The 20,513-nt window shown below is 67.0% G+C and carries 15 protein-coding genes; 8 read left to right on the forward strand and 7 right to left on the reverse strand.

The window, feature by feature from the left end; all coding sequences use genetic code 11:
• Window positions 1–97: 97 nt before the first annotated feature.
• The 3 genes from ACFZCE_RS06185 to ACFZCE_RS06195 all read left to right on the forward strand — a co-directional run bounded on the left by ACFZCE_RS06185 (window position 98) and on the right by ACFZCE_RS06195 (window position 3,660).
• Entirely contained in the window at window positions 98–910 is an 813-nt protein-coding gene (locus ACFZCE_RS06185) for a cytochrome c biogenesis protein CcsA (protein WP_390937044.1), read from the forward strand.
• A 10-nt stretch (window positions 911–920) separates the two neighbouring features.
• Window positions 921–2,159 carry a transporter associated domain-containing protein gene (locus ACFZCE_RS06190; RefSeq protein ID WP_390937046.1) on the forward strand — a complete coding sequence of 413 codons (1,239 nt, stop codon included), beginning with the start codon at window positions 921–923 and terminating at the stop codon, window positions 2,157–2,159.
• A 184-nt stretch (window positions 2,160–2,343) separates the two neighbouring features.
• On the forward strand, window positions 2,344–3,660 hold the full coding sequence (locus ACFZCE_RS06195; RefSeq protein WP_390937047.1) for an MFS transporter: 1,317 nt from the start codon (window positions 2,344–2,346) through the stop codon (window positions 3,658–3,660).
• A 141-nt stretch (window positions 3,661–3,801) separates the two neighbouring features.
• Here ACFZCE_RS06195 and purT read toward each other — a convergent pair whose 3' ends face one another.
• The 5 genes from purT to ACFZCE_RS06220 form a co-directional block, all read right to left on the reverse strand.
• Window positions 3,802–4,983, reverse strand: a complete 1,182-nt coding sequence (purT, locus tag ACFZCE_RS06200; RefSeq protein ID WP_390937048.1) for a formate-dependent phosphoribosylglycinamide formyltransferase — start codon at window positions 4,981–4,983, stop codon at window positions 3,802–3,804.
• Window positions 4,984–5,058: 75 nt separating this feature from the next.
• Window positions 5,059–5,526: a VUT family protein gene (locus ACFZCE_RS06205; RefSeq protein WP_390937049.1), complete on the reverse strand. Its 468-nt coding sequence runs from the start codon at window positions 5,524–5,526 to the stop codon at window positions 5,059–5,061.
• Between the two features lie 42 nt (window positions 5,527–5,568).
• On the reverse strand, window positions 5,569–5,769 hold the full coding sequence (locus ACFZCE_RS06210) for a DUF1289 domain-containing protein (protein WP_390937050.1): 201 nt from the start codon (window positions 5,767–5,769) through the stop codon (window positions 5,569–5,571).
• The gene (locus ACFZCE_RS06215) at window positions 5,766–6,290 is read right to left on the reverse strand and encodes a DapH/DapD/GlmU-related protein (protein WP_390937052.1); all 525 of its coding nucleotides are present in this window, start codon (window positions 6,288–6,290) and stop codon (window positions 5,766–5,768) included. Before ACFZCE_RS06215 ends, ACFZCE_RS06210 begins: the two co-directional genes overlap by 4 nt.
• Before the next feature lie 18 nt (window positions 6,291–6,308).
• The gene (locus ACFZCE_RS06220; RefSeq protein WP_390937499.1) at window positions 6,309–6,908 is read right to left on the reverse strand and encodes a CoA pyrophosphatase; all 600 of its coding nucleotides are present in this window, start codon (window positions 6,906–6,908) and stop codon (window positions 6,309–6,311) included.
• Window positions 6,909–7,041: 133 nt separating this feature from the next.
• Between ACFZCE_RS06220 and ACFZCE_RS06225 the strand changes: the two genes are divergently transcribed.
• The 4 genes from ACFZCE_RS06225 (at window position 7,042) to ACFZCE_RS06240 (ending at window position 14,607) form a co-directional block, all read left to right on the forward strand.
• Entirely contained in the window at window positions 7,042–7,596 is a 555-nt protein-coding gene (locus ACFZCE_RS06225) for a zinc ribbon domain-containing protein (RefSeq protein ID WP_390937053.1), read from the forward strand.
• A 41-nt stretch (window positions 7,597–7,637) separates the two neighbouring features.
• On the forward strand, window positions 7,638–8,222 hold the full coding sequence (locus ACFZCE_RS06230) for a L,D-transpeptidase family protein (RefSeq protein WP_390937054.1): 585 nt from the start codon (window positions 7,638–7,640) through the stop codon (window positions 8,220–8,222).
• A 123-nt stretch (window positions 8,223–8,345) separates the two neighbouring features.
• Entirely contained in the window at window positions 8,346–10,028 is a 1,683-nt protein-coding gene (locus tag ACFZCE_RS06235; RefSeq protein WP_390937056.1) for a ShlB/FhaC/HecB family hemolysin secretion/activation protein, read from the forward strand.
• A 25-nt stretch (window positions 10,029–10,053) separates the two neighbouring features.
• Window positions 10,054–14,607, forward strand: coding sequence for a hemagglutinin repeat-containing protein (locus tag ACFZCE_RS06240; RefSeq protein ID WP_390937058.1), 4,554 nt, complete (start codon window positions 10,054–10,056; stop codon window positions 14,605–14,607).
• An 18-nt stretch (window positions 14,608–14,625) separates the two neighbouring features.
• Here ACFZCE_RS06240 and ACFZCE_RS06245 read toward each other — a convergent pair whose 3' ends face one another.
• Together ACFZCE_RS06245 and purL are read right to left on the reverse strand one after the other, a co-directional pair.
• Window positions 14,626–14,937, reverse strand: a complete 312-nt coding sequence (locus tag ACFZCE_RS06245) for an NGG1p interacting factor NIF3 (protein ID WP_390937059.1) — start codon at window positions 14,935–14,937, stop codon at window positions 14,626–14,628.
• On the reverse strand, window positions 14,938–18,837 hold the full coding sequence (gene purL / locus ACFZCE_RS06250; RefSeq protein ID WP_390937061.1) for a phosphoribosylformylglycinamidine synthase: 3,900 nt from the start codon (window positions 18,835–18,837) through the stop codon (window positions 14,938–14,940).
• A 178-nt stretch (window positions 18,838–19,015) separates the two neighbouring features.
• Between purL and mltF the strand changes: the two genes are divergently transcribed.
• Window positions 19,016–20,476 carry a membrane-bound lytic murein transglycosylase MltF gene (gene mltF, locus ACFZCE_RS06255; protein ID WP_390937062.1) on the forward strand — a complete coding sequence of 487 codons (1,461 nt, stop codon included), beginning with the start codon at window positions 19,016–19,018 and terminating at the stop codon, window positions 20,474–20,476.
• The last annotated feature ends 37 nt before the right edge of the window (window positions 20,477–20,513 follow it).

A 20,513-nucleotide genomic window follows, 5' to 3' on the forward strand; every position in this document is an offset into this window, starting at 1 on the left:
GAGTATAACGCACAGTGGGCGGGGCCCGCATGCAGTCTTTCGTGGGGTCGGCTTTATATGCCACACTCGCGCCTTTAGTGGCCGCTCGTCTGGACTTATGCTCCCCTTGCCCCCCAGCCTTTACCCCAGCCTCATCGCTGCCCTGCTCTACGCGGTGGCAACGCTCATCCAGGGCCTGCGCCTGTCGCGCGGGGCCCGCGCCGACAAACGCCTGATCTGCGCCCTGGGCGTGGTGGCGGTGATCGCCCACTCGGTGGCGCTGGGCAGCCAGTTACTCACCAGCCACGGGCTGAACCTCGACTTCATCACCGCCGCCAGCCTGATCGCCGCGGCGGTGATCGCCCTGACGCTGCTCGCCTGCGCCAGCCTGCCGGTAGAAACGTTGCTGGTGCTGATCTACCCGCTGGGCCTGGTCACCGCCATGGTCGCGCAATTCGCGCCGCCCGGCACGGTGCCGCGCATCGACGAAGAACCCGGCATCCTCAGCCATATCCTGTTGTCTATCCTGGCCTATGGGCTGTTCACCATGGCCGTGGTGCAGGCGCTGTTGCTGCTGGTGCAGAACCACCAGCTCAAGCACAAGCACCCCACCGGGCTGATCCGCGCCTTCCCGCCGCTGCAAACCATGGAAAGCCTGCTGTTCGGCTTCCTCTGGGCGGGGTGGATCTTCCTCTCGGCGTCGTTGCTGTCGGGCTGGCTGTTCCTGGAGAACATGTTCGCCCAGCACCTGGTGCATAAAACGTTGCTGTCGTGCCTGGCCTGGGTGGTGTTCGCGGTGCTGTTGTGGGGCCGCCACCGGCTGGGCTGGCGCGGCCACAAGGCGATCCGCTGGACGCTGGCCGGGTTCTGCCTGCTGATGCTGGCGTATTTCGGCAGCAAGCTGGTTCGCGAATACATCCTGCACATCTGAAGGCGCGCCCATGACCGCTCTGCCGCCGGGCCCCGCGCTCGGCCTCCTGGCCCTGGCACTGTTCTGGTCGGCGCTGTTCAGCGCCGTCGACCACGCCCGCCATCACCTGCCGCGCGCCATCCGGCCGCCGCGCCCGGGCGAGCCGCTGCCATTGGCGCCGACGTTTTCCGTCGCCAGCCTGCTGCTGTGCAACGTGCTGTGCCGCGCCGTGGCGCTGGGCCTGGGGCTGTACCTGGGCGGCCTGCTGTGGGGGCCGGAACGGGCCTGGGCCGGGCTGGCACTGGTGGCGGGGCTGCAATTGGTGCTGGGCGAGTACCTGCCACGGGCGCTCGGCCGGCGTTACCCGCTGGCGTTCATCAGCATGGCCAATGCGCTGCTGCGCCTGCCGCTGCGGTTGGTCTACCCGCTGGCCTGGCTGTTCGCCGGGCTGGTGCAGCGGTTGCTCACGCCGTTCTCGCCCGCCGCCAGCAGCGCCCAGCCTGGCGAGCCCGAAAACGAAGCGCCCAGCGAAGACGACGAAGCCCCAGGCACGCCGCGCGCGCCGTCGGGCATGGGCGGCTTCCAGGTGCTCGAGCAGATGACCGTCAACGACATCCTGGTGCCGCGCAATGAAGTCGACGGGCTGAACCTCGACGAGCCGCTGGCGCGCATCATGGACCAACTGATCGCCAGCCGGCACACCCGCCTGCCGGTGTTCCGCGGTGACATCAACCAGGTCGAGAAGGTGCTCAACACGCGGCAGATCAGCCACCTGTTGCCCGGCCGCGAGCTGACCGAGGCCGAACTGCTAGCGGCCTGCTATGACGCCTACTTCATCCCCGAAAGCACCCCGCTGCGCCTGCAACTGCTGAACTTCCACAAGGAACAGCGGCGCATGGGCGTGGTGGTCGACGAATACGGCGAGGTGATGGGCTTGGTCACCCTCGAAGACATCCTCGAAGAGATCGTCGGCGAGTTCGAGCAGGAACAGGTGATCCACCACCCGCACATCCACCCGCAGAGCGATGGCCGCTACGTGGTCGACGGCGTGGCGCCGATCCGCGAACTGAACAAGGTACTGGGCTGGCACCTGCCCAGCGACGGGCCACGCACCCTCAACGGGCTGGTCACCGAAGCGCTGGAGAGCATTCCCGGCAGCAGCGTGTGCCTGAAAATTGGCCGCTACCGTTTGGAAATCCTCGGCACCGAAGACAACCGCGTGACCAAGGTGCTGATCTGGCACCAACCGGCGGTGCCGGTGGCAATGTAGCCGCCGCGGCCTCTATAATCACTGCGCTTACCCAGCCCCGCCGGGCCTTGTGCTACCCGCACCGTTGCCGCCCGGCCAGTCAGCCAGCGTTGCACACTGGCGCGCCGGCCCCCATCCTGAGCCCGCCCTCCAGCCTGCCGCGCTGTGCCCAATAACAATTCGCACAGACTGCCAGGGATCCACCATGACTGCTCAAGCGCTGCACGCCTCCGCTGCCGAGGCGAAGCCGGCCAATTCCGCCGCCCGCGTGGCCACCGCCAGCTTCATCGGCACCGCCATCGAGTTCTATGACTTCTACGTATACGCCACCGCCGCGGCGCTGGTGATCGGCCCGGTGTTCTTCCCCCAGGGTTCGGCCACCGCGCAAATGCTCTCGGCGTTCATCACCTTCGGCATTGCCTTTGTGGCGCGGCCGATCGGCTCGGCGCTGTTCGGCCACTTCGGCGACCGCATCGGCCGCAAGTCGACGCTGGTGGCCTCGCTGCTGCTGATGGGCGTGTGCACCACGCTGATCGGCGTGCTTCCCGGGCATGACAGCATTGGCCTATGGGCGCCGGTGCTGCTGTGCCTGCTGCGCTTCGGCCAAGGCCTGGGCCTGGGCGGCGAATGGGGCGGCGCGGCTTTGCTGGCCACCGAGAACGCCCCGCCAGGCAAACGCGCCTGGTTTGGCATGTTCCCGCAATTGGGGCCATCGATCGGCTTTTTGGCGGCCAACGGGTTGTTCCTCAGCCTGGCGTTGGGCCTGAGCGATGAGCAGTTCCGTGCCTGGGGCTGGCGCCTGCCGTTCCTGCTCAGCGCCGCGCTGGTGGTGCTGGGCCTGTACGTGCGCTTGAAACTGGTGGAAACACCGGTGTTCGCCCAGGCCATGGCCCGCCATGAAAAAGCCAAGGTGCCGGTGGTCGAGCTGTTCGCCCGCCACAGCGTGCCGGTGTTGCTGGGCGCGGCGGCGATGGTGGTGTGCTATGCGCTGTTCTACATCTCGACGGTGTTTTCGCTCAGCTACGGGGTGAACAACCTGGGCTACAGCCGTGAGGGCTTCCTCGGCATGCTGTGCTTCGCGGTGCTGTTCATGGCCCTGGCCACGCCATTGTCGGCCTGGCTCAGCGACCGCTACGGGCGCAAGCCGGTGCTGCTGGCCAGTGGCGTGCTGGCGATCGCTTCAGGCTTTGCCATGCAGCCACTGCTGACGCTGGGCTCGAGCTTTGGCGTGACGCTGTTCCTGTGCATCGAACTGTTCCTGATGGGCGCCACCTTCGCGCCGATGGGTGCGTTGCTGCCGGAACTGTTCCCGACCCGCGTGCGCTACACCGGCGCCTCGGCGGCCTACAACCTGGGCGGCATCGTCGGCGCCTCGGCGGCACCGTTCTTCGCCCAGAAGCTGGTGGCGATGGGGGGGCTGGGGTATGTGGGCGGGTATGTGTCTGCAGCGGCGCTGCTGAGCGTGCTGGCGGTGCTGTGCCTGCGGGAAACGCGGGATGATGACCTGGGCAATATTGGCTGATTGCGCAAGGCATCAGGGCCCCTCGCCCGGCACAGCCGGCCTCCCACAGGTAGCGTTGCCTTGTAAATCAAGTGCTTACACAAAACTGGTGGGAGGCCGTGGTCCGGCACTCCGGCTGTGCCGGGCGAAGGGCCCTGAAGGTTACAGCTCGACCTTCACTGCCTGCGCCGCGCGAGTGGCCTTGGCGCGGGCGGCCTCGATCGATTCGTCACGCGCCAACGCCACGCCCATGCGGCGCTGGCCGTTGACTTCCGGCTTGCCGAACAGGCGCAAGGCGGTGTCGGGCTCGCTCAGCGCCGCGCCGAGGTTGGCGAAGGCGGTTTGCTGGGAGGTGCCTTCGACCAGCACCACCGCCGAGGCCGACGGGCCGAATTGGCGGATCACTGGGATCGGCAGGCCGAGAATGGCCCGGGCGTGCAGCGCGAACTGCGGCAGGTCCTGGGAGATCAGCGTGACCAGGCCGGTGTCGTGCGGGCGCGGCGACACTTCGCTGAACCACACCTGGTCGCCCTTGATGAACAGCTCGACGCCAAACAGCCCACGGCCACCCAGGGCCTCGGTGACCTTGTGCGCCACCCGCTCGGACTCGGCCAGCGCCACCGGGCTCATCGCCTGGGGCTGCCAGGATTCCTGATAGTCGCCCTTCTCCTGGCGGTGGCCGACCGGCGCGCAGAAGGTGGTGCCGCCCACATGGCGCACGGTCAGCAGGGTGATTTCATAGTCGAAATCGATAAAGCCCTCGACGATCACCCGGCCTTTACCGGCGCGGCCGCCTTCCTGGGCGTAGGCCCAGGCTTGCTGCACGTCGGCCTCGCTGCGCAGCAGGCTCTGGCCCTTGCCCGACGAGCTCATCACCGGCTTGACCACGCACGGGAAGCCCAGCGCAACCACGGCGGCGCTGTACTCCTCGAAGGTGTCGGCAAAATGGTACGGCGAGGTGGGCAGGCCCAGTTCCTCGGCGGCCAGGCGGCGGATGCCTTCGCGGTTCATGGTCAGTTGGGCGGCGCGGGCGGTCGGCACCACGGTATAGCCTTCGCTTTCCAGCTCGACCAGGGTGGCGGTGGCGATCGCTTCGATCTCCGGCACGATGTAGTGCGGCTTCTCGGCCTCGATCACCGCGCGCAGGGCGGCGCCATCGAGCATGTTGACCACGTGGCTGCGATGGGCCACCTGCATGGCCGGGGCATTGGCGTAACGGTCGACGGCGATCACTTCCACGCCCAGGCGCTGCAGTTCGAGCACCACTTCCTTGCCCAGCTCACCGCTGCCGCACAGCAATACACGGGTGGCCGTCGGCGAAAGCGGGGTTCCGATACGGGTCATGTCAGGTCCTCACATACAGGTGAAAGTGGCCGCAGCCGAAGAAATAAGGGCCGCGATTCTACACCAAGGCAAGGCTTAGCGCGCAGCTGCCTGCCGCCCGGTGCGCCAGGCCATGGCCAGCCAGACCACGCTCACGCCGGCGAACTTCGACGCCAGCGAGGTGCCGGCCACCGCCGGGGTGAGCGCACCGATCATGCCGAAAAACAGCAGGGTATCGACCGGGATGCTCAGCGCCGAGCTCAGCCACAGGCGGTCGCGCAGGGGCCGCCGGGTGATGCTGAACACCAGCCAGTCGATGCACTCGGACACGCCGAACGCCAGCGCGCTGGCCAAGGCAATGGCCGGCTCCGAGGTGAAGTACGACAACCCCAGCGCCACCAGCATCGCCAACACCGCGCCATGGCCATAACGGGTTTGCACCATGTCGCGGAGGATAAACACCAGCCCGCCCCAGGCCGACCAGAGCACGTCGAAACCGGGCGCGGCGGAAAAGGCGAAGTTGATCAGCACGACGCTGGCGACGTAAAGCAGCAGGTAGATCATGGGAGGGCAAAGCCGGCCTGGGCAATCGGGCCGGCGATTGTATCACTGCATCAAGCCCTGGGCGCGGGCGCGCTCGTGGGCCTTGGCCAGCACCTGGCGGCGCTCGTCGTTGCTCATGCGGCCCCAGCGGGTGATTTCATCGGCGCTGCGCTGGCAGCCAATGCACAGGTCGTGCTCGTCCAGGGCGCACACGCTTACGCAGGGCGAGCGTACCGGGCGCTCGATCGGGGTGTCGGCCATCATGGCTCTTGCTCGGCGAGGCCCTCGGCATAGCGCCGGGCGTTGGCCACATAATGCGCGGCGCTGGCTTCGAGGCCGCGCTTTTGCTCGTCGGTCAGCTCACGCACCACCTTGCCGGGCGAGCCCATCACCAGAGAGCCGTCGGGGATCACCTTGCCTTCGGGGATCAACGAATTGGCGCCGATCAGGCAGTGCTTGCCGATTTTCGCGCCATTGAGGATCACGCTGTTGATGCCGATCAGGCTGTGGTCGCCCACCTCGCAGCCGTGCAGCATCACGTTGTGGCCCACGGTCACGCCGCGGCCCAGCGTGAGCGGGTGGCCGGGGTCGGTGTGGATCACCGTGCCGTCTTGCACGTTGCTGTTCTCGCCGATGTCGATCAACTCGTTGTCGCCGCGCAGCACGGCACCGAACCACACGCTGGCGCCGGCTTGCAGGCGTACGTTGCCGATCACCGTGGCGTTGGGCGCGACCCAACTGGTGGGGTGGGCACTGACGCGCAGTTCGCCCAGGCGGTATTTCATCAGGCTGTTCCTCGTGGCTCAAATCGCGGTATAGGGGCCGTTGGGGCGGTGCATGCTGATGCCCGCGCCATACAGCAGGTTGACCAGCTCGACGATCATGATCGCCGACAGCCCCCAGATCTTGTAGTCAGCGTAGCGGTAGGCCGGCACGTACCAACTGCGGCCCTGGTAATCGATGCGGTGGGTGTGCTCGCGTGGGTCTTCGCGGAAGAACGCCAGCGGCACGCTGAACACCGCGGCGATCTCGGCGTCGTTGGCGCGGTATTCGAAGTAATCGGGGATGATCCCCACGAATGGCGTCACCCGCAGGCCGTGCTTGGACACCACCGGGCTCAGCGGCCCGGCGACCTCGACCACGCCAGGCGGCAGGCCGATTTCTTCTTCGGCCTCACGCAGCGCGGTAAACAGTAGGTCAGGGTCTTCAGGGTCGCGCCGCCCGCCGGGGAAGGCCACTTCGCCGCCGTGGGTCGACAAGCCCTTGGCGCGCAAGGTCAGCACCAGCTCGGGCTCGGCGGCGCGGGTGACGGGCATCAGCACCGCGGCCTCTGGGAAGCGCCCGTCGGTCGCCACCGGGCGCGGCACGTAGTCACCCACCCGGCGCAAAAGCTCATCGAGCATGGGGAAATCCCACTCCATGTACAGGCGTTCAATCATGCCCCAAAGCGCGCCCTCGCCCAAGCCCCGATTGGCGCCGCTTGCCGTGGCCGCGGGGGCAAGGCGAAGATGGGCGCCTACAGCGAGGAGCGCCCCGATGAAATTCTGCAGCGCCTGCGGCCACCGTGTGTCGCATGTGATACCCGCCGGCGACAACCGCCCGCGCTACGTGTGCGACGGTTGCGCCCAGGTGCATTACCAGAACCCCAATATCGTCGCCGGCAGCCTGCCGGTGCTGGGCGGCCGGGTGCTGCTGTGCCGGCGCGCGATCGAACCGCGGCGTGGGTTCTGGACGCTGCCGGCCGGCTTTATGGAAAACGGCGAAAGCCTGGAGCAAGCCGCCCGTCGGGAAACCCTCGAAGAAGCCTGCGCCAACCTCGGCCCGGCGCAGATATATACCCTGTTCGACTTGCCGCACATCAACCAGGTGCATGTGTTCTTCCGCGCCGAGCTGGCCAGCGAGCACTTTGCCGCCGGTGAAGAGAGCCTGGAGGTGAGGTTGTTCGAGGAAGCGGAAATTCCCTGGAAAGAGCTGGCTTTTCGCACGGTTGCACGTACTTTAGAATGCTATTTCGCAGACAGGCTGGCCGCTGGCTACCCTGTACGCAATGAAGTGCTGCCGCCACTGGCCGTGACGGCGGTCACCCCCTGACACCTGCTCGCCGGTGGCTGTTCGCCCCAGGGTTTTGATCGATGCGTGTGCTGTTTGCTTCCGTGGGCCTGCTGTTCGCACTGGCCGCCGCCCCCGCCGCCGAGGCGGCGTTCACCACCACCATCATCACCCGCCCGGTGGCGCCGGGCGCGCCTGCGCCGGCGCCGGCCCAGGCGGTACCACTGCCCAACGCCAGCGGCCGGCTGATCGACAAGATCGTGGTGGTCAAATCGAGCCGCGAACTGCAACTGATGAGCGGCGGGGTGATGATGAAAGCCTACCGCGTGTCGCTGGGCAAGCAGCCCCGTGGCGCCAAGGAGCGCGAAGGCGACCGGCGCACCCCCGAGGGCTTTTACTGGGTCGACTGGCGCAAGGTCAGCGACAAGTTCAACCTCGCCATGCACATCTCCTACCCCAACGTGGCCGACGCCGCACGCGCCCGCCGCGACGGGGTGAACCCCGGCAGCATGATCATGATCCATGGCACCCCCATCGACGAAGACTACCCGGAGTGGTACTTCGCCTCGCTCGACTGGACCGACGGCTGCATTGCCCTCAAGAACGACGACATGCGCGAGATCTGGGGGCTGGTCAAGGACGGCACGCTGGTGGAGATCCGCCCGTAGCTGTAGGAAATTCCTACAGGCAGGGGTAACTTTTCTGTCAGAGATGTCGGAAGAATCCTAACTCATTTGAGTGCGCTTTTTGGTTATCGTCACCCAAACGAATAACCAAATGGGTGGCTCACCGTGCCTGCACTCTCCCCTTCTCGGCTATGGTTGGCCGTGGCCTTGCTACCCGCGCTGGCCGTGGCGGCACCGGCCAACCACGCCTGGCAACCGCTGCGTGAACTGGAACAGCAACACGACCAGCAGGAACGCGAGCGCCGCCAGCGCCAGTTGATTCGCCCCAGCGCCGCCACCGCCGAACCGCCCACCGCGGCTGCCGAGCCGGAACCTTGCCGGCCCGCGGCAGCGCTGCGCCTGCGCGGCAACCAGTTGCTCTCCGAGCAGCGCCTGCGCGAAGCCGCGGCCCCTCACCTGGCGCCGTGCATGGGCGCCCAGGCGCTGAACCGCTTGCTCGCCGCGCTGACCGCCGCCTATGTGGAGCGCGGGTACATCACCGCGCGGCCTTACCTGGTGCCGAGCCACGACGGCGACCTGGAGGTGGTGATCGTCGAAGGGCACGTGGAGGGGATCAGCGTCACCGACCCGAGCTTGCCGCTGTCTTTGCACAGCGCCTTCGGTGAGTTGCCGGGGGCGCCGCTGCACCTGCCAACGCTGGAGCGGGGGATGGACCAGTTGAACCGGCTGCGGGTGTTCGACCTGGCCTCGGACATCCGCCCTGGCGCCACACCGGGGGCGTCGCGGATTGAATTGCGGCCGTTGAGTTATCCACCGCGGGCGTGGTTCACCGGCAAGGCGTACAACACCTTGCCCGCCGGCGCCGGCCGGCACGGGGTCAGCGCCGATTACCAGGTCGAAAGCCCACTGAGCCTCAATGACCGGGCCATTGCCGGCATTGCCCATAGCCTTGAAAGCCAAGCGCGTTTTTATCGAAGCGCCCAATTGATGTACCAGGTGCCTTACGGGCCGTGGCAGTTGAGCGCCGTCGCCAGGCGCTATCAATACCAGGCCCAGCACCCCGCGGGCGCCGGCCGGCTGCAGGAAAACGGCGGTGGCGCGCACAACCAGTTGGTACTGGAGCGCGAGTTATGGCGCAGCCAGCAGGCACTGGCCAGTGGCACCCTGCAACTGAACCACAAACGCATCGATACCCTGCAAAGTGGCAGCCGCGTTGCCGTGCTGAGCCCGCGCTACGCCAGCGCGGACCTCAAGCTGAACCTGCTCTGGCTCGGCTGGTCGAGCTTCAGCGGCCAACTGCGCTACAGCGAAGGCCTGGGCGGCTGGAGCGCCAACGACGGCCAGCCCACCCGCGCCGCCCACCCCGCACAAGGGCGCTTCCAGGCCTGGGGCCTGGCGCTGGGCCATAGCTACGCCAGCCAGGCTTTTGGCCAGGCCTGGCAATGGAACAGCCAGTTTGCCGGGCAATACTCGAACGACAGCGTGGCGGCCATGGACCAATTTCCGCTGGCCGGCGACTACGCCGTACGCGGGTTTCGCGACGTGCCGAGCATGTTCGCCAGCGGTGTTACCTGGAACAACACCGTCACCTTCCCTCGCAGCTACTCCTTCTCGATCATCGCCACCCCGCGCCTGGGCCTGGACGCCGGCCTCGGCGACGGCCCCGCCCATACCCGTCAATACGGCCTGCGCGGCGCCCAGGGCGTGCGCCTGGCCGGTGCCGCCGTGGGCGTGAACATCCGCCGCGGCGATGTCCAGCTCGACCTCCAATACCAGCACCCGCTCTACCACAGCGGCGGCCCTACCCCGGGCGGCTACTGGCAGGCCGAGTTCGAAGTGCGCCTCTGATCACCCACAAGAAGGAAAACACCCCGTGAAAAAACCCACCCCCTTCCCTTCCCGGCGCAAAGCCGAGCCCCTGCGCTACGCCATCGCCGCCGTGCTGTTGCTGCCCACCGCGGCCGGTGCCAACGGCATCGTGCCGGCGGCCGGCCCAGGCGGCACGCCGCTGGTCAACGCCCACAACGGCGTGCCAGTGATCGACATCGTGGCGCCGGTCAATGGCCTGTCGCACAACCAGTTCGGTGAATACAACGTCGGCCAAGCCGGTGCGGTGCTGAACAACTCGCTCAATGCTGGCCAGTCTGCCCTGGCCGGCCCACTGAATGGCAACAGCCAGTTCAATGGCGTGGCCGCCGGTACCATCCTCAACGAAGTGGTCGGCGGCGGGCTGTCACGCATCAATGGCCCGCAGGAGATTTTCGGCCAGGCCGCCAACTATGTGCTGGCCAACCCCAATGGCATCCAGATCAATGGCGGCCAGTTGATCAACGCCCCGCACAGTGCCTTCCTGGTAGGCCGGCCGGAACTGACCGACGGGCGCATCAGCGGGCTGAACACCTTCGATGCCCATGGCCAGTTGGAGGTGGGCCGCGCAGGGCTGATCAGCGACGGCGCGCTGGACCTGATCGCACCAAAGGTGGATGCCCTGGGGCAACTGGTAGTGCCTGAAGGCCAAGGGCTGAACGTGATCAGCGGGCGCAACCGCGTGGCGCTGGGTGGCGAAGTGCTGGAAACCCGCGACGGGGAGCTCGAGCACGGCATCGACACCCAGTTGCTCGGCGGCATGCGCGCCGGGCGCATCCGCGTGATCAGCACTGCCGCGGGCGCTGGCGTGCGCATGGCCGACGCGGACTTCATCGCGAGCCAGGGCCTGGAGGTACGCAGCCAGGGCAACCTGCAGATCGGCAGCACGGCACACACCACGCGGCTATCTGCCGCTCGGGGCGACATCGAGCTGCACGCCCAGGGCGACATGCAGATCACCAACACCCGCGCCGGGGCGCGCAACATCAATGGCCGCGCCGAAGGAGACCTGAACATCGCCCCCGGCCAGCGCAGTAGCGCCGACTACGACGAAACCGAGAACTCCACCCGCAAATTCCTCGGCATCGTCACCGAGCGCCGCCTGGGCGGGCGTGACACGAAAAAAACCGAGCACAGCCAGAGCGTGCTGACCGCCGAACAAAACCTCAGCCTCAGCGCCGGCAGGCACCTCGACGCCAAGGCCGCGGACATGCAAGCCCAGGGCCACGCCAGCCTGGAAGCCGGTGGCGACCTCACCCTCGGCGCGGCGGTAGACCGCACCGAGGTGACCGACGACAACTTCCACCGCAAACACCTGTGGTCAAGCAAAACCGTGACCACCAAGACCAGCGAGCGCAACGTGGGTACCCAGGTGAAGGGGCAAACCGTCAGCCTGCGCAGCGGCGGCGATACCACCGTGCGCGGCAGCCAGGTGACCAGCGACCAGGGCATGACCATCGAGGCGCGCAACCTCACCGTGACCGGCCAGGCCACCGTGCAGGGCAGCCAGTATGAGGACGTACGCGGCGACTACCTCGGCGGCCTGGTGACCAAGGGCAATGAACGCCGCAACGGCCAGGAAACCCTGCAGGTAGGCAGCACCATCAAGGCCGGTGGCACGCTGAAGGCCAGCGTGGGCCAGGCGCGCATAGAGGGCAGCCAGGTGCATGGCGAGCAAGGCGCGACGCTGGTCAGCGAGCAGGGCGCGCTGGCCATCGAAAGCAGCCATAACCTCAAGCAAAGCGAGCACGAGCGTAGCAGCGGCTCGGTCTTCGGGCTGGTGGGTAAATCCAGCAGCGGCAACAGTAACGCCAGCCAGGCGCAGAAGAGCGAGGTGTCCAGCGCCAGCAACCTGGCCGTGGCCGCCGCCACCGACCTGCGCGTGACCGGCAGCGACGTGAGCGCTGGCGGCACCCTGCAGGCCAAGGCCCAGGGCGATGTGATCGTCGAGGCCGCGCTGAACACTGAAACCGCCACCACCCATACCACTGAGCGGGGCTTTATTGCCCGCGCCGGGCAAACCCAGAACGCCGAAGACAACAAGCCCGACTCGCTGCAGTACCAGGCCCGGGTCGGCCTGGAACATACCCACAAAACCACCGATAGCCAGGGCGAAACGTTGCGGCCCAGCCAACTGCAGGGCCAGGCCGTGGCGATCGAAGCCAGCGGCACCGCGCGGTTGGACAGCAGCCAGGTGAACGCCAGCGCTGGCGATGTGACGGTCAACGCGCCAAAAATCGAGTTGGCCAGCAGTACCGCCCATTCCCGCGAGCGTAGCGACACCGCCACCAGCGGTGGGGGCATCGGCGTGACCGGCGGCATGGACCGCAGCGGCAGTGAATCCTGGGGGGAACACAAGCGTGAGGTGGTCGACCGGCAACGCGGCAGCGCCGGGCAAACCGAGATCACTAGCAGTGGCGCCACCCGCCTGATCGCGGGCGGCGGCCGCGGCGAAATCAACAACCAGGGCGCGCGGATCAAAGCCGGCGGTGAAACCCGGATGGAAGCCGCCACGGTCAACAACGAGGCCGTGCACGACACCGAAAGCACCACCACCACCCGCCACACCTACGCCGGCAGCGCCGGGCTGAACATCGAGACCAAGTTCATCACCCGGCCGATCCAGAAAATGATCGAAGGCCAGGACCAGACCATCTTCCAGAAGGGCGTAGAAGAAGCCATGGCCGCGCCAAGCCTGGGCGTAGACGTGGTCGGCGGGCACACTCAACGGGTGGCCAGCGACAGCCAAAGCACCGCCAAGGCCAGCCACATCGAGGGCGCCCAGGTGAACCTGCAAGTGGAACACACCCTCAAGGACGAAGGCACGGCGTACAAGGCCAACGCGGGCACCGTCGCCATCAACGCTGGCAGCCACGACGCTCGCGCCGCCCACAACCGCCACAGCCAACGGGTTGAACGCCTCGACGCCGAGGGCGCGGTGCGGGTCGACACCGTCACCAGCGTGGACGTCAACGCCCGCGCAGTGGGCACTGGCAGCTCGCTCGGAGAAAGCAAAAACAGCAGCACCGCCCTGCCCACCTCGCTCGAAGGCAAACAAGGCATCGCCATCCAACTGGGCACCGACGGCCGCTACGAAGGCACGGCCTTCGACAGTGGCGAGGGCATCACCTCGATCAACGCCGGCGGCTCGGTCGAGATGCCCCAGGCCAACAACGCCCAGCAGGAAACCCGCCAAGCCATCGACGGCTTTGCCTGGGTGGGCGTGGGCACCGGCCCAGACAAAGCCCGCAACCTCGCCGGCGGTGGCGCGGCCAGCATCGACCAGCACACCCTGGCCGCCAGCCAGGGCGTGGCTGCCAGCCTCAACGGCAAGGGCGCGCGGGTGTCAGTGAAGGGAGACTTCAGCAGCCAGGGGCTGGCCGCCGGTAGCCTGGCCAAGCCGCTGGAAGTACTGGAGGTGAACGCCGGTGGCACTGCCCACCTGGGCGCCACGGTCGATACCCGCGAAAAAACCGGCCAGCGCCTGGGTGGCGGGCTGCAGTTGGGCATGGCGGGCGCCACCGGCGCGCGCGGCGGTGGCCTGGGCGGGCATATCGATGTAGGCCGCACCAACGAGCAATTGCGCCAGGAAAACACCAGCGCCGTGCACGCCGAGCAGTTCAAGGTCACGGCAGGCGCCAGCGGCCCGGCCGCGGTGCAGCTCACCGGGGTGGCCGCCAGCGGCCAAGCCCTTGAGCTGGCCGCCCCCCACGGCGGCGTGTTGGTCGAAGCGGCGACCCGCACCGAGCATAAAGGCAATGTGGAGATCACCGCCGGGCTGAGCGCCAATACGATGCGTACCGGCGCCAGCGCAACCGACACCTCCGGCCTGCATGCACGGGCGCGGGTGAAGGTCGACAGCCTCGACAGCACCACCTACAGCAATGCCCAAGCCAATGTCGACACCCTGGCGTTGAACAGCGCCGACAACACCCACCTCAACGGCGTGCAAGCCAAGGCGCGGCAAATCAACGGCGAGGTCGGTGGCGACCTGATCGTCAGCACTCGGCAAGACCACGTCAGCGGCACCGAAGTGAGCCTCGATGGGCGTATCAGCCGCGAGCACAACCCACAGGGGCTGCTCAACGCGGTCACCTCGGTGGCCGGGCCGTGGGGCGGCAAGGTGCAGGCAAAAGCCGGCAAGGACATCCGCGCGGTTGACCCTAACACCAGCCCAGGCCTGACCCTGAACGTGGTCCGCACTGACCGCACCACCGCGGCCCAGCAAAGCGAACTGCGCGCGCGTGACGGCATCGACCTGGCGGTGCAAGGCAGCACGCAACTGAACGGGGCATTGGTGAAGGCCAGCCAAGGCGCGGTGAACCTGGGCGAAGGGGCGGTGAACACCCAGGCCCTGAACGGGCGGGATTACCGGGCGGACGTGGGGATCAATGCGTCGAACTCACCGACTGAGCTGGCCACCAGCCTGGTCAATGAGTTGACCACCTCGCGCAGCCCGGAGGCGATCGCCGACCAGCACACCAATACCGGGGTGTTGCGTATCGGTGGGCATGATAAAACCCAGCAGTTGGAGGCGAAGGTTGAGCAGAAGCGGCTGTAGGAGGTGAAGGGCCAAGCCTCAGAGGTCCGCCAGCCGCCACGCCTCATAGGCGGGGGTTTCATACGGGTGGCTGGCCAGTAGCGCCTGCACGGTGGCCGCGATCAACTCGTCGGCCACCACCAGTTCCACGCGCCATTCGGCCACCTGCTCCACCTCACCGGTGGTGCCGATGAACGGCTGGCTGCCGGGCAAGGGGCGAAATTGCCCCAGGCCCTGCACCTGCCAGCAGCAGTGGTCGTAGCCGCCGACCCTGCCGCCGCCCGCGGCAAACACGGCTTGCTTCACCCCTTCCAGATGGCTGGGCGGGACGAAGAAGCACAGTTTGAACACTTAGTTCACCCACACCCGCGCGTTACGGAACATGCGCATCCAGGCGCCGTCTTCATGCCACTCGTCTGGCTGCCAGGAGTTCTGCACGGCGCGGAACACCCGCTCCGGGTGCGGCATCATGATGGTCACGCGGCCGTCGAGGCTGGTCAGGCCGGTGATCCCGCGCGGCGAACCGTTAGGGTTGGCCGGGTAGGTTTCGGTGACCTTGCCGTGGTTATCAACAAACCGCAGCGCCACGCAGCCCGACACATCCGCCGCCACCAGCGCTTCGTCGTTGGCGAACTCGGCATGGCCTTCGCCGTGGGCGATGGCGATCGGCATGCGCGAACCGGCCATGCCCTGCAGGAAGATCGAGTTCGACTCCTGCACCTGGACCATTGCCACCCGCGCCTCGAACTGCTCGGAGCGGTTGCGCACGAAGTGCGGCCAGAAGTCGCTGCCCGGGATCAACTCGTGCAGGTTGGACATCATCTGGCAACCGTTGCACACACCCAGGGTGAAGCTGTCGCTGCGCTCGAAGAAGCCCTGGAAGGCATCACGGGCACGGCTGTTGAACAAGGCCGACTTGGCCCAGCCCTCGCCGGCGCCGAGCACGTCGCCGTAGGAGAAGCCACCGCAGGCCACCAGGCCCTTGAAGGCCTCGAGGCTGACGCGGCCACTGAGGATGTCGCTCATGTGCACGTCGACCGCGGCAAAACCGGCGCGGTCGAACGCGGCCGCCATCTCGACCTGGCCGTTCACGCCCTGCTCGCGCAGGATCGCCACTTGCGGGCGCTCGCCTTTCTTGATGTACGGCGCGGCGATGTTGTCGTTGACGTCGAAGCCCAGCTTGGCGCTCAGGCCCGGGTTGTCTTCTTCGAGCAGCGTGTCGAATTCCTGGTCGGCGCACTGGGCGTTGTCGCGCAGGCGCTGGATGCGGTAGCTGGTCTCGGCCCACTGGCGTTGCAGCAGGCGGCGCTCGCCGGTGAACACCGGTTTGTCGCCAAAATGAATGGCCACGTGGCCGTTGTTCACCGGCTGGCCCACCACGGTCACGCAGTCTTCGCCCAGGCCGGCGGCGCTGAACTGCGCCAGCACCAGCTCGGTGGCGCCCTGGCGCACCTGGATCACCGCGCCCAGCTCTTCGTTGAACAGCACCGCGGCCAGTTCTGCTTCGCTCTGGGCCAGGGTGTCGAGGCGCAGGTCGAGGCCGCAATGGCCGGCGAAGGCCATTTCCAGCGCGGTCACCAGCAAGCCGCCGTCGGAGCGGTCGTGGTAAGCCAGCAGGTGGCCGTCGCGGCTCAGGCCCTGGACCACCGCGAAGAACGCGGCGAGGTCTTCGGCGTCGTCGACGTCCGGCGCCTGCTGGCCGATCTTGCCGTGCACCTGGGCGAGGATCGAGGCGCCCATGCGGTTCTTGCCACGGCCCAGGTCGATCAGGATGAGGTCGGTTTCGCCTTTGTCCATGCGCAGTTGCGGGGTGAGCACGCCGCGCACGTCGCTGACCGGGGCGAAGCCGCTGACGATCAGCGACATCGGCGAGGTCACGCTCTTGTCCACGCCATCGTCGTTCCAGCGGGTTTTCATCGACATCGAGTCTTTGCCCACCGGGATGGTCAGGCCCAGCGCCGGGCACAGCTCCATGCCCACCGCCTTGACCGTGTCGTACAGGCGGGCGTCTTCACCCGGGTGGCCGGCGGCGGCCATCCAGTTGGCCGACAGCTTGATGTCGGACAGCTTGGCGATCGGCGCGGCGGCCAGGTTGGTCAGGGTTTCGCCGATGGCCATGCGGCCGGAGGCCGGGGCATCGAGCAGGGCCAGCGGGGTGCGCTCGCCCAGTGCCATGGCTTCACCGGTGTACACGTCGAAGCTGGTGGCGGTCACCGCGCAGTCGGCCACCGGGACCTGCCACGGGCCGACCATCTGGTCGCGGGCGACCAGGCCGGTGATGGTGCGGTCACCGATGGTGATCAGGAAGCTCTTGCTGGCCACGGCCGGGTGGCGCAGCACGCGCTGCACGCTGTCGTCGAGGTTCAGCGTGGCGGCGTCGAAATCGTCGCCAACCTCGGCCTGGCGCTGCACGCTGCGGTGCATGCGCGGCGCCTTGCCGAGCAGCACTTCCAGCGGCATGTCTACCGGATTGTTGCCGAAGTGGCTGTCGCTCACCGTCAGGTGGCGCTCTTCGGTGGCCTCGCCGACCACCGCGAACGGGCAGCGCTCGCGCTCGCAAATGGCCTTGAAGCGTTCGAAGTTGGCGGCATCGACCGCCAGCACGTAACGCTCCTGGGATTCGTTGCTCCAGATTTCCAGCGGCGCCATGCCCGGCTCGTCGTTGGGCACGTTGCGCAGCTCGAAACGGCCACCGCGGCCGCCGTCGTTGACCAGCTCCGGGAAGGCGTTGGACAGGCCGCCAGCGCCGACGTCGTGGATGAAGGCGATCGGGTTTTCTTCGCCCAGTTGCCAGCAGCGGTCGATGACCTCCTGGCAGCGGCGTTCCATCTCGGGGTTCTCGCGCTGCACCGAGGCGAAGTCGAGGTCTGCCGAACTGGCGCCGGTGGCCACCGACGACGCCGCGCCGCCGCCCAGCCCGATCAGCATGGCCGGGCCGCCGAGCACGATCAGCTTGGCGCCGACGGTGATCTCGCCCTTCTGCACGTGATCTTCACGGATGTTGCCCAGGCCGCCGGCCAGCATGATCGGCTTGTGGTAGCCGCGCACTTCGCTGCCCTCGGCGGTCGCTACGGCCTGCTCGAAGGTGCGGAAGTAACCGGTCAGCGCCGGGCGGCCGAATTCGTTGTTGAACGCCGCACCGCCCAGGGGGCCTTCGAGCATGATGTCGAGCGCGGTGACGATGCGCTCGGGCTTGCCGTAGGGCTGCTCCCAAGGTTGCTCGAAACCGGGGATGTTCAGGTTCGACACGGTGAAACCGGTCAGCCCCGCCTTCGGCTTGGAGCCGCGGCCGGTGGCGCCTTCGTCGCGGATTTCACCGCCGGAGCCGGTGGAGGCGCCGGAGAACGGCGAGATCGCGGTCGGGTGGTTGTGGGTTTCGACCTTCATCAGGATGTGCACCGGCTCACGCACGGCGGCGTATTCGCGGGTGGCCGGGTTCGGGTAGAAGCGGCCAGCCACATGGCCGACGATCACCGAGGCGTTGTCTTTATACGCCGACAACACGCCTTCGCTGTGCATCTGGTAGGTGTTCTTGATCATCCCGAACAGGCTTTTTTCCTGGGCCTGGCCGTCGATGTCCCAACTGGCGTTGAAGATCTTGTGCCGGCAGTGTTCGGAGTTGGCCTGGGCGAACATCATCAGTTCGATGTCGTGGGGGTTGCGCCCCAGGCCCTGGAAGGCGGCGACCAGGTAGTCGATCTCGTCTTCGGCCAGGGCCAGGCCCAGCGAGGCGTTGGCCGCCTCGAGGGCGGCGCGGCCACCGCCGAGCACGTCGATCGCGGCCAGCGGCTTGGGTTCGGCATGGCTGAACAGGCCGGCGGCGTCTTCGAGGCGCGGCAGTACCACCTGGGTCATGCGGTCGTGCAGGGCCTGGGCCACCAGGGCGGCGTCGGCGTCGCTCAGCTCACCGGCGATGTAGTACGCCACGCCGCGCTCCAGGCGGGCCACTTCGGCCAGGCCGCAGTTGTGCGCGATGTCGCTGGCCTTGCTCGACCACGGCGAGATGGTGCCGAACCGTGGCAGCACCAGGAACAGCCGCCCGGCGGGCTCTTGCACCGGCACGCTGGGGCCGTACTTGAGCAGGCGGGCGAGCACGCCCAGCTGGTTTTCGGCCAGCTCCCCGGCCACTTCGGCAAAGTGAGCGAACTCAGCGTAAAGGCCAGTGACAGCGGGAACTTTCTGGCGCAATTGCTCGAGTAATTTACCGTGGCGAAAGGCAGAAAGGGCAGGAGCGCCGCGCAGGATCAGCATCTTCGGAACAGCCTCGGAAGGGGGTGTGCATAGAGGCCGTGCATTCTAGCCTAAACCACCGGCGCAGGGCACCCGTCCCACGCAAGCGATGACGGCTGGTTCACGGGCCGAGGCGTATCAGAGTTATCTTAAGCTGTCGATATATGGTGGCGCAGGCGCTTTCAGTATACTGGCGCGCATGTTCGCCCAGACTGCCCTACGCCTGCGCCACCTCGGGTGGCTGTTCGTGATCGGTCTCCTGCTGGCGCTCAACGGCTGCGTCGACAAACCCAGCACGCTAGAGCGCATCAAGGAGGACGGCGTGCTGCGCGTGATTACCCGCAACAGCCCGGCCACCTACTTCCAGGACCGCAACGGCGAAACCGGCTTCGAATACGAACTGGTCAAGCGTTTCGCCGACGAACTCGGCGTCAAGCTGGAAATCCAGACCGCCGACAACCTCGACGACCTCTTCAGCCAACTGGGCAAGCCCGGCGGGCCGGTGCTGGCGGCGGCGGGGCTGGTCAGCAGCCAGCAGCGCCAGCACGAAGTGCGCTTCTCCCACCCGTACCTGGAAGTCACCCCCCAGGTGATCTACCGCAACGGCCAGCAGCGCCCGACCGAGCCGAAAGACCTCGTGGGCAAGAAGATCATGGTGCTCAAGGGCAGCAGCCACGCCGAACAACTGGCCGCGCTCAAGCAGCAGTTCCCCGGCATCGAGTATGAAGAATCCGACCAGGTCGAGGTGGTCGACCTGCTGCGCATGGTCGACGAGGGCCAGATCGACTACACCCTGGTCGACTCCAACGAAGTGGCGATGAACCAGGTGTACTTCCCCAACGCGCGGGTGGCCTTCGACCTGGGCGATGCCCGCGACCAGCGCTGGGCCGTGGGCCCGGGCGAAGACAACAGCCTGCTCAACGAAATCGACGCGTTCATCGATCAATCCCGCAAGAACGGCACCCTGCAACGGCTGAAGGAACGCTACTACGGGCATGTGGACGTACTCGGCTACGTCGGCGCCTACACCTTCGCCCAGCACCTGCAAGAGCGCCTGCCCAAGTTCGAGAAGCACTTCCAGAACTACGCCCGCCAGGAGAAGGTCGACTGGCGCATGCTGGCCGCCATCGGCTACCAGGAGTCGATGTGGCAGGCCACGGTCACCTCCAAGACCGGCGTGCGCGGGTTGATGATGCTGACCCAGAACACCGCCCAGGCCATGGGCGTGGCCAACCGCCTCGACCCTCGCCAGAGCATCATGGGCGGCGCCAAGTATTTCGCTTCGATGGTCGACCAGCTCGACGACAGCATCAAGGAACCCGACCGCACCTGGTTCGCCCTGGCCGCCTACAACGTCGGCACCGCCCACCTCGAAGACGCGCGCAAGCTCGCCCAGGACGAAGGGCTTGACCCGAACAAATGGCTCGACGTCAAAAAAATGCTGCCGCGCCTGTCACAGAAGAAGTGGTACAGCAAAACCCGCTACGGCTACGCCCGCGGCGGCGAAACCGTGCATTTCGTGGCGAACATCCGCCGTTACTACGACATCCTCACCTGGGTGACCCAACCCCAGGGCGAAGGCAACCAGGTGGTCGACGGCAACCTGCACGTACCGGGCGTGGACAAAACCAAACCGGCGCAAACCTCGCCGCCGCTGTAAACGCGGTAACTGTGTAATGCAGGCCGCGGCCCGCCGC

It is taken from the genome of Pseudomonas sp. NPDC007930, from assembly GCF_042958985.1.
In the GTDB taxonomy this organism is placed as follows: domain Bacteria; phylum Pseudomonadota; class Gammaproteobacteria; order Pseudomonadales; family Pseudomonadaceae; genus Aquipseudomonas.

Coding starts and splice junctions, on each gene's coding strand:
- ACFZCE_RS06195 (WP_390937047.1), top strand. CDS start 2,344: ATGACTGCTCAAGCGCTGCACGCCTCCGCTGCCGAGGCGAAGCCGGCC.
- ACFZCE_RS06230 (WP_390937054.1), top strand. CDS start 7,638: ATGCGTGTGCTGTTTGCTTCCGTGGGCCTGCTGTTCGCACTGGCCGCC.
- ACFZCE_RS06190 (WP_390937046.1), top strand. CDS start 921: ATGACCGCTCTGCCGCCGGGCCCCGCGCTCGGCCTCCTGGCCCTGGCA.
- ACFZCE_RS06220 (WP_390937499.1), bottom strand. CDS start 6,908: ATGCTCGATGAGCTTTTGCGCCGGGTGGGTGACTACGTGCCGCGCCCG.
- ACFZCE_RS06185 (WP_390937044.1), top strand. CDS start 98: ATGCTCCCCTTGCCCCCCAGCCTTTACCCCAGCCTCATCGCTGCCCTG.
- mltF (WP_390937062.1), top strand. CDS start 19,016: ATGTTCGCCCAGACTGCCCTACGCCTGCGCCACCTCGGGTGGCTGTTC.
- ACFZCE_RS06210 (WP_390937050.1), bottom strand. CDS start 5,769: ATGATGGCCGACACCCCGATCGAGCGCCCGGTACGCTCGCCCTGCGTA.
- ACFZCE_RS06225 (WP_390937053.1), top strand. CDS start 7,042: ATGAAATTCTGCAGCGCCTGCGGCCACCGTGTGTCGCATGTGATACCC.
- ACFZCE_RS06215 (WP_390937052.1), bottom strand. CDS start 6,290: ATGAAATACCGCCTGGGCGAACTGCGCGTCAGTGCCCACCCCACCAGT.
- purL (WP_390937061.1), bottom strand. CDS start 18,837: ATGCTGATCCTGCGCGGCGCTCCTGCCCTTTCTGCCTTTCGCCACGGT.
- purT (WP_390937048.1), bottom strand. CDS start 4,983: ATGACCCGTATCGGAACCCCGCTTTCGCCGACGGCCACCCGTGTATTG.
- ACFZCE_RS06205 (WP_390937049.1), bottom strand. CDS start 5,526: ATGATCTACCTGCTGCTTTACGTCGCCAGCGTCGTGCTGATCAACTTC.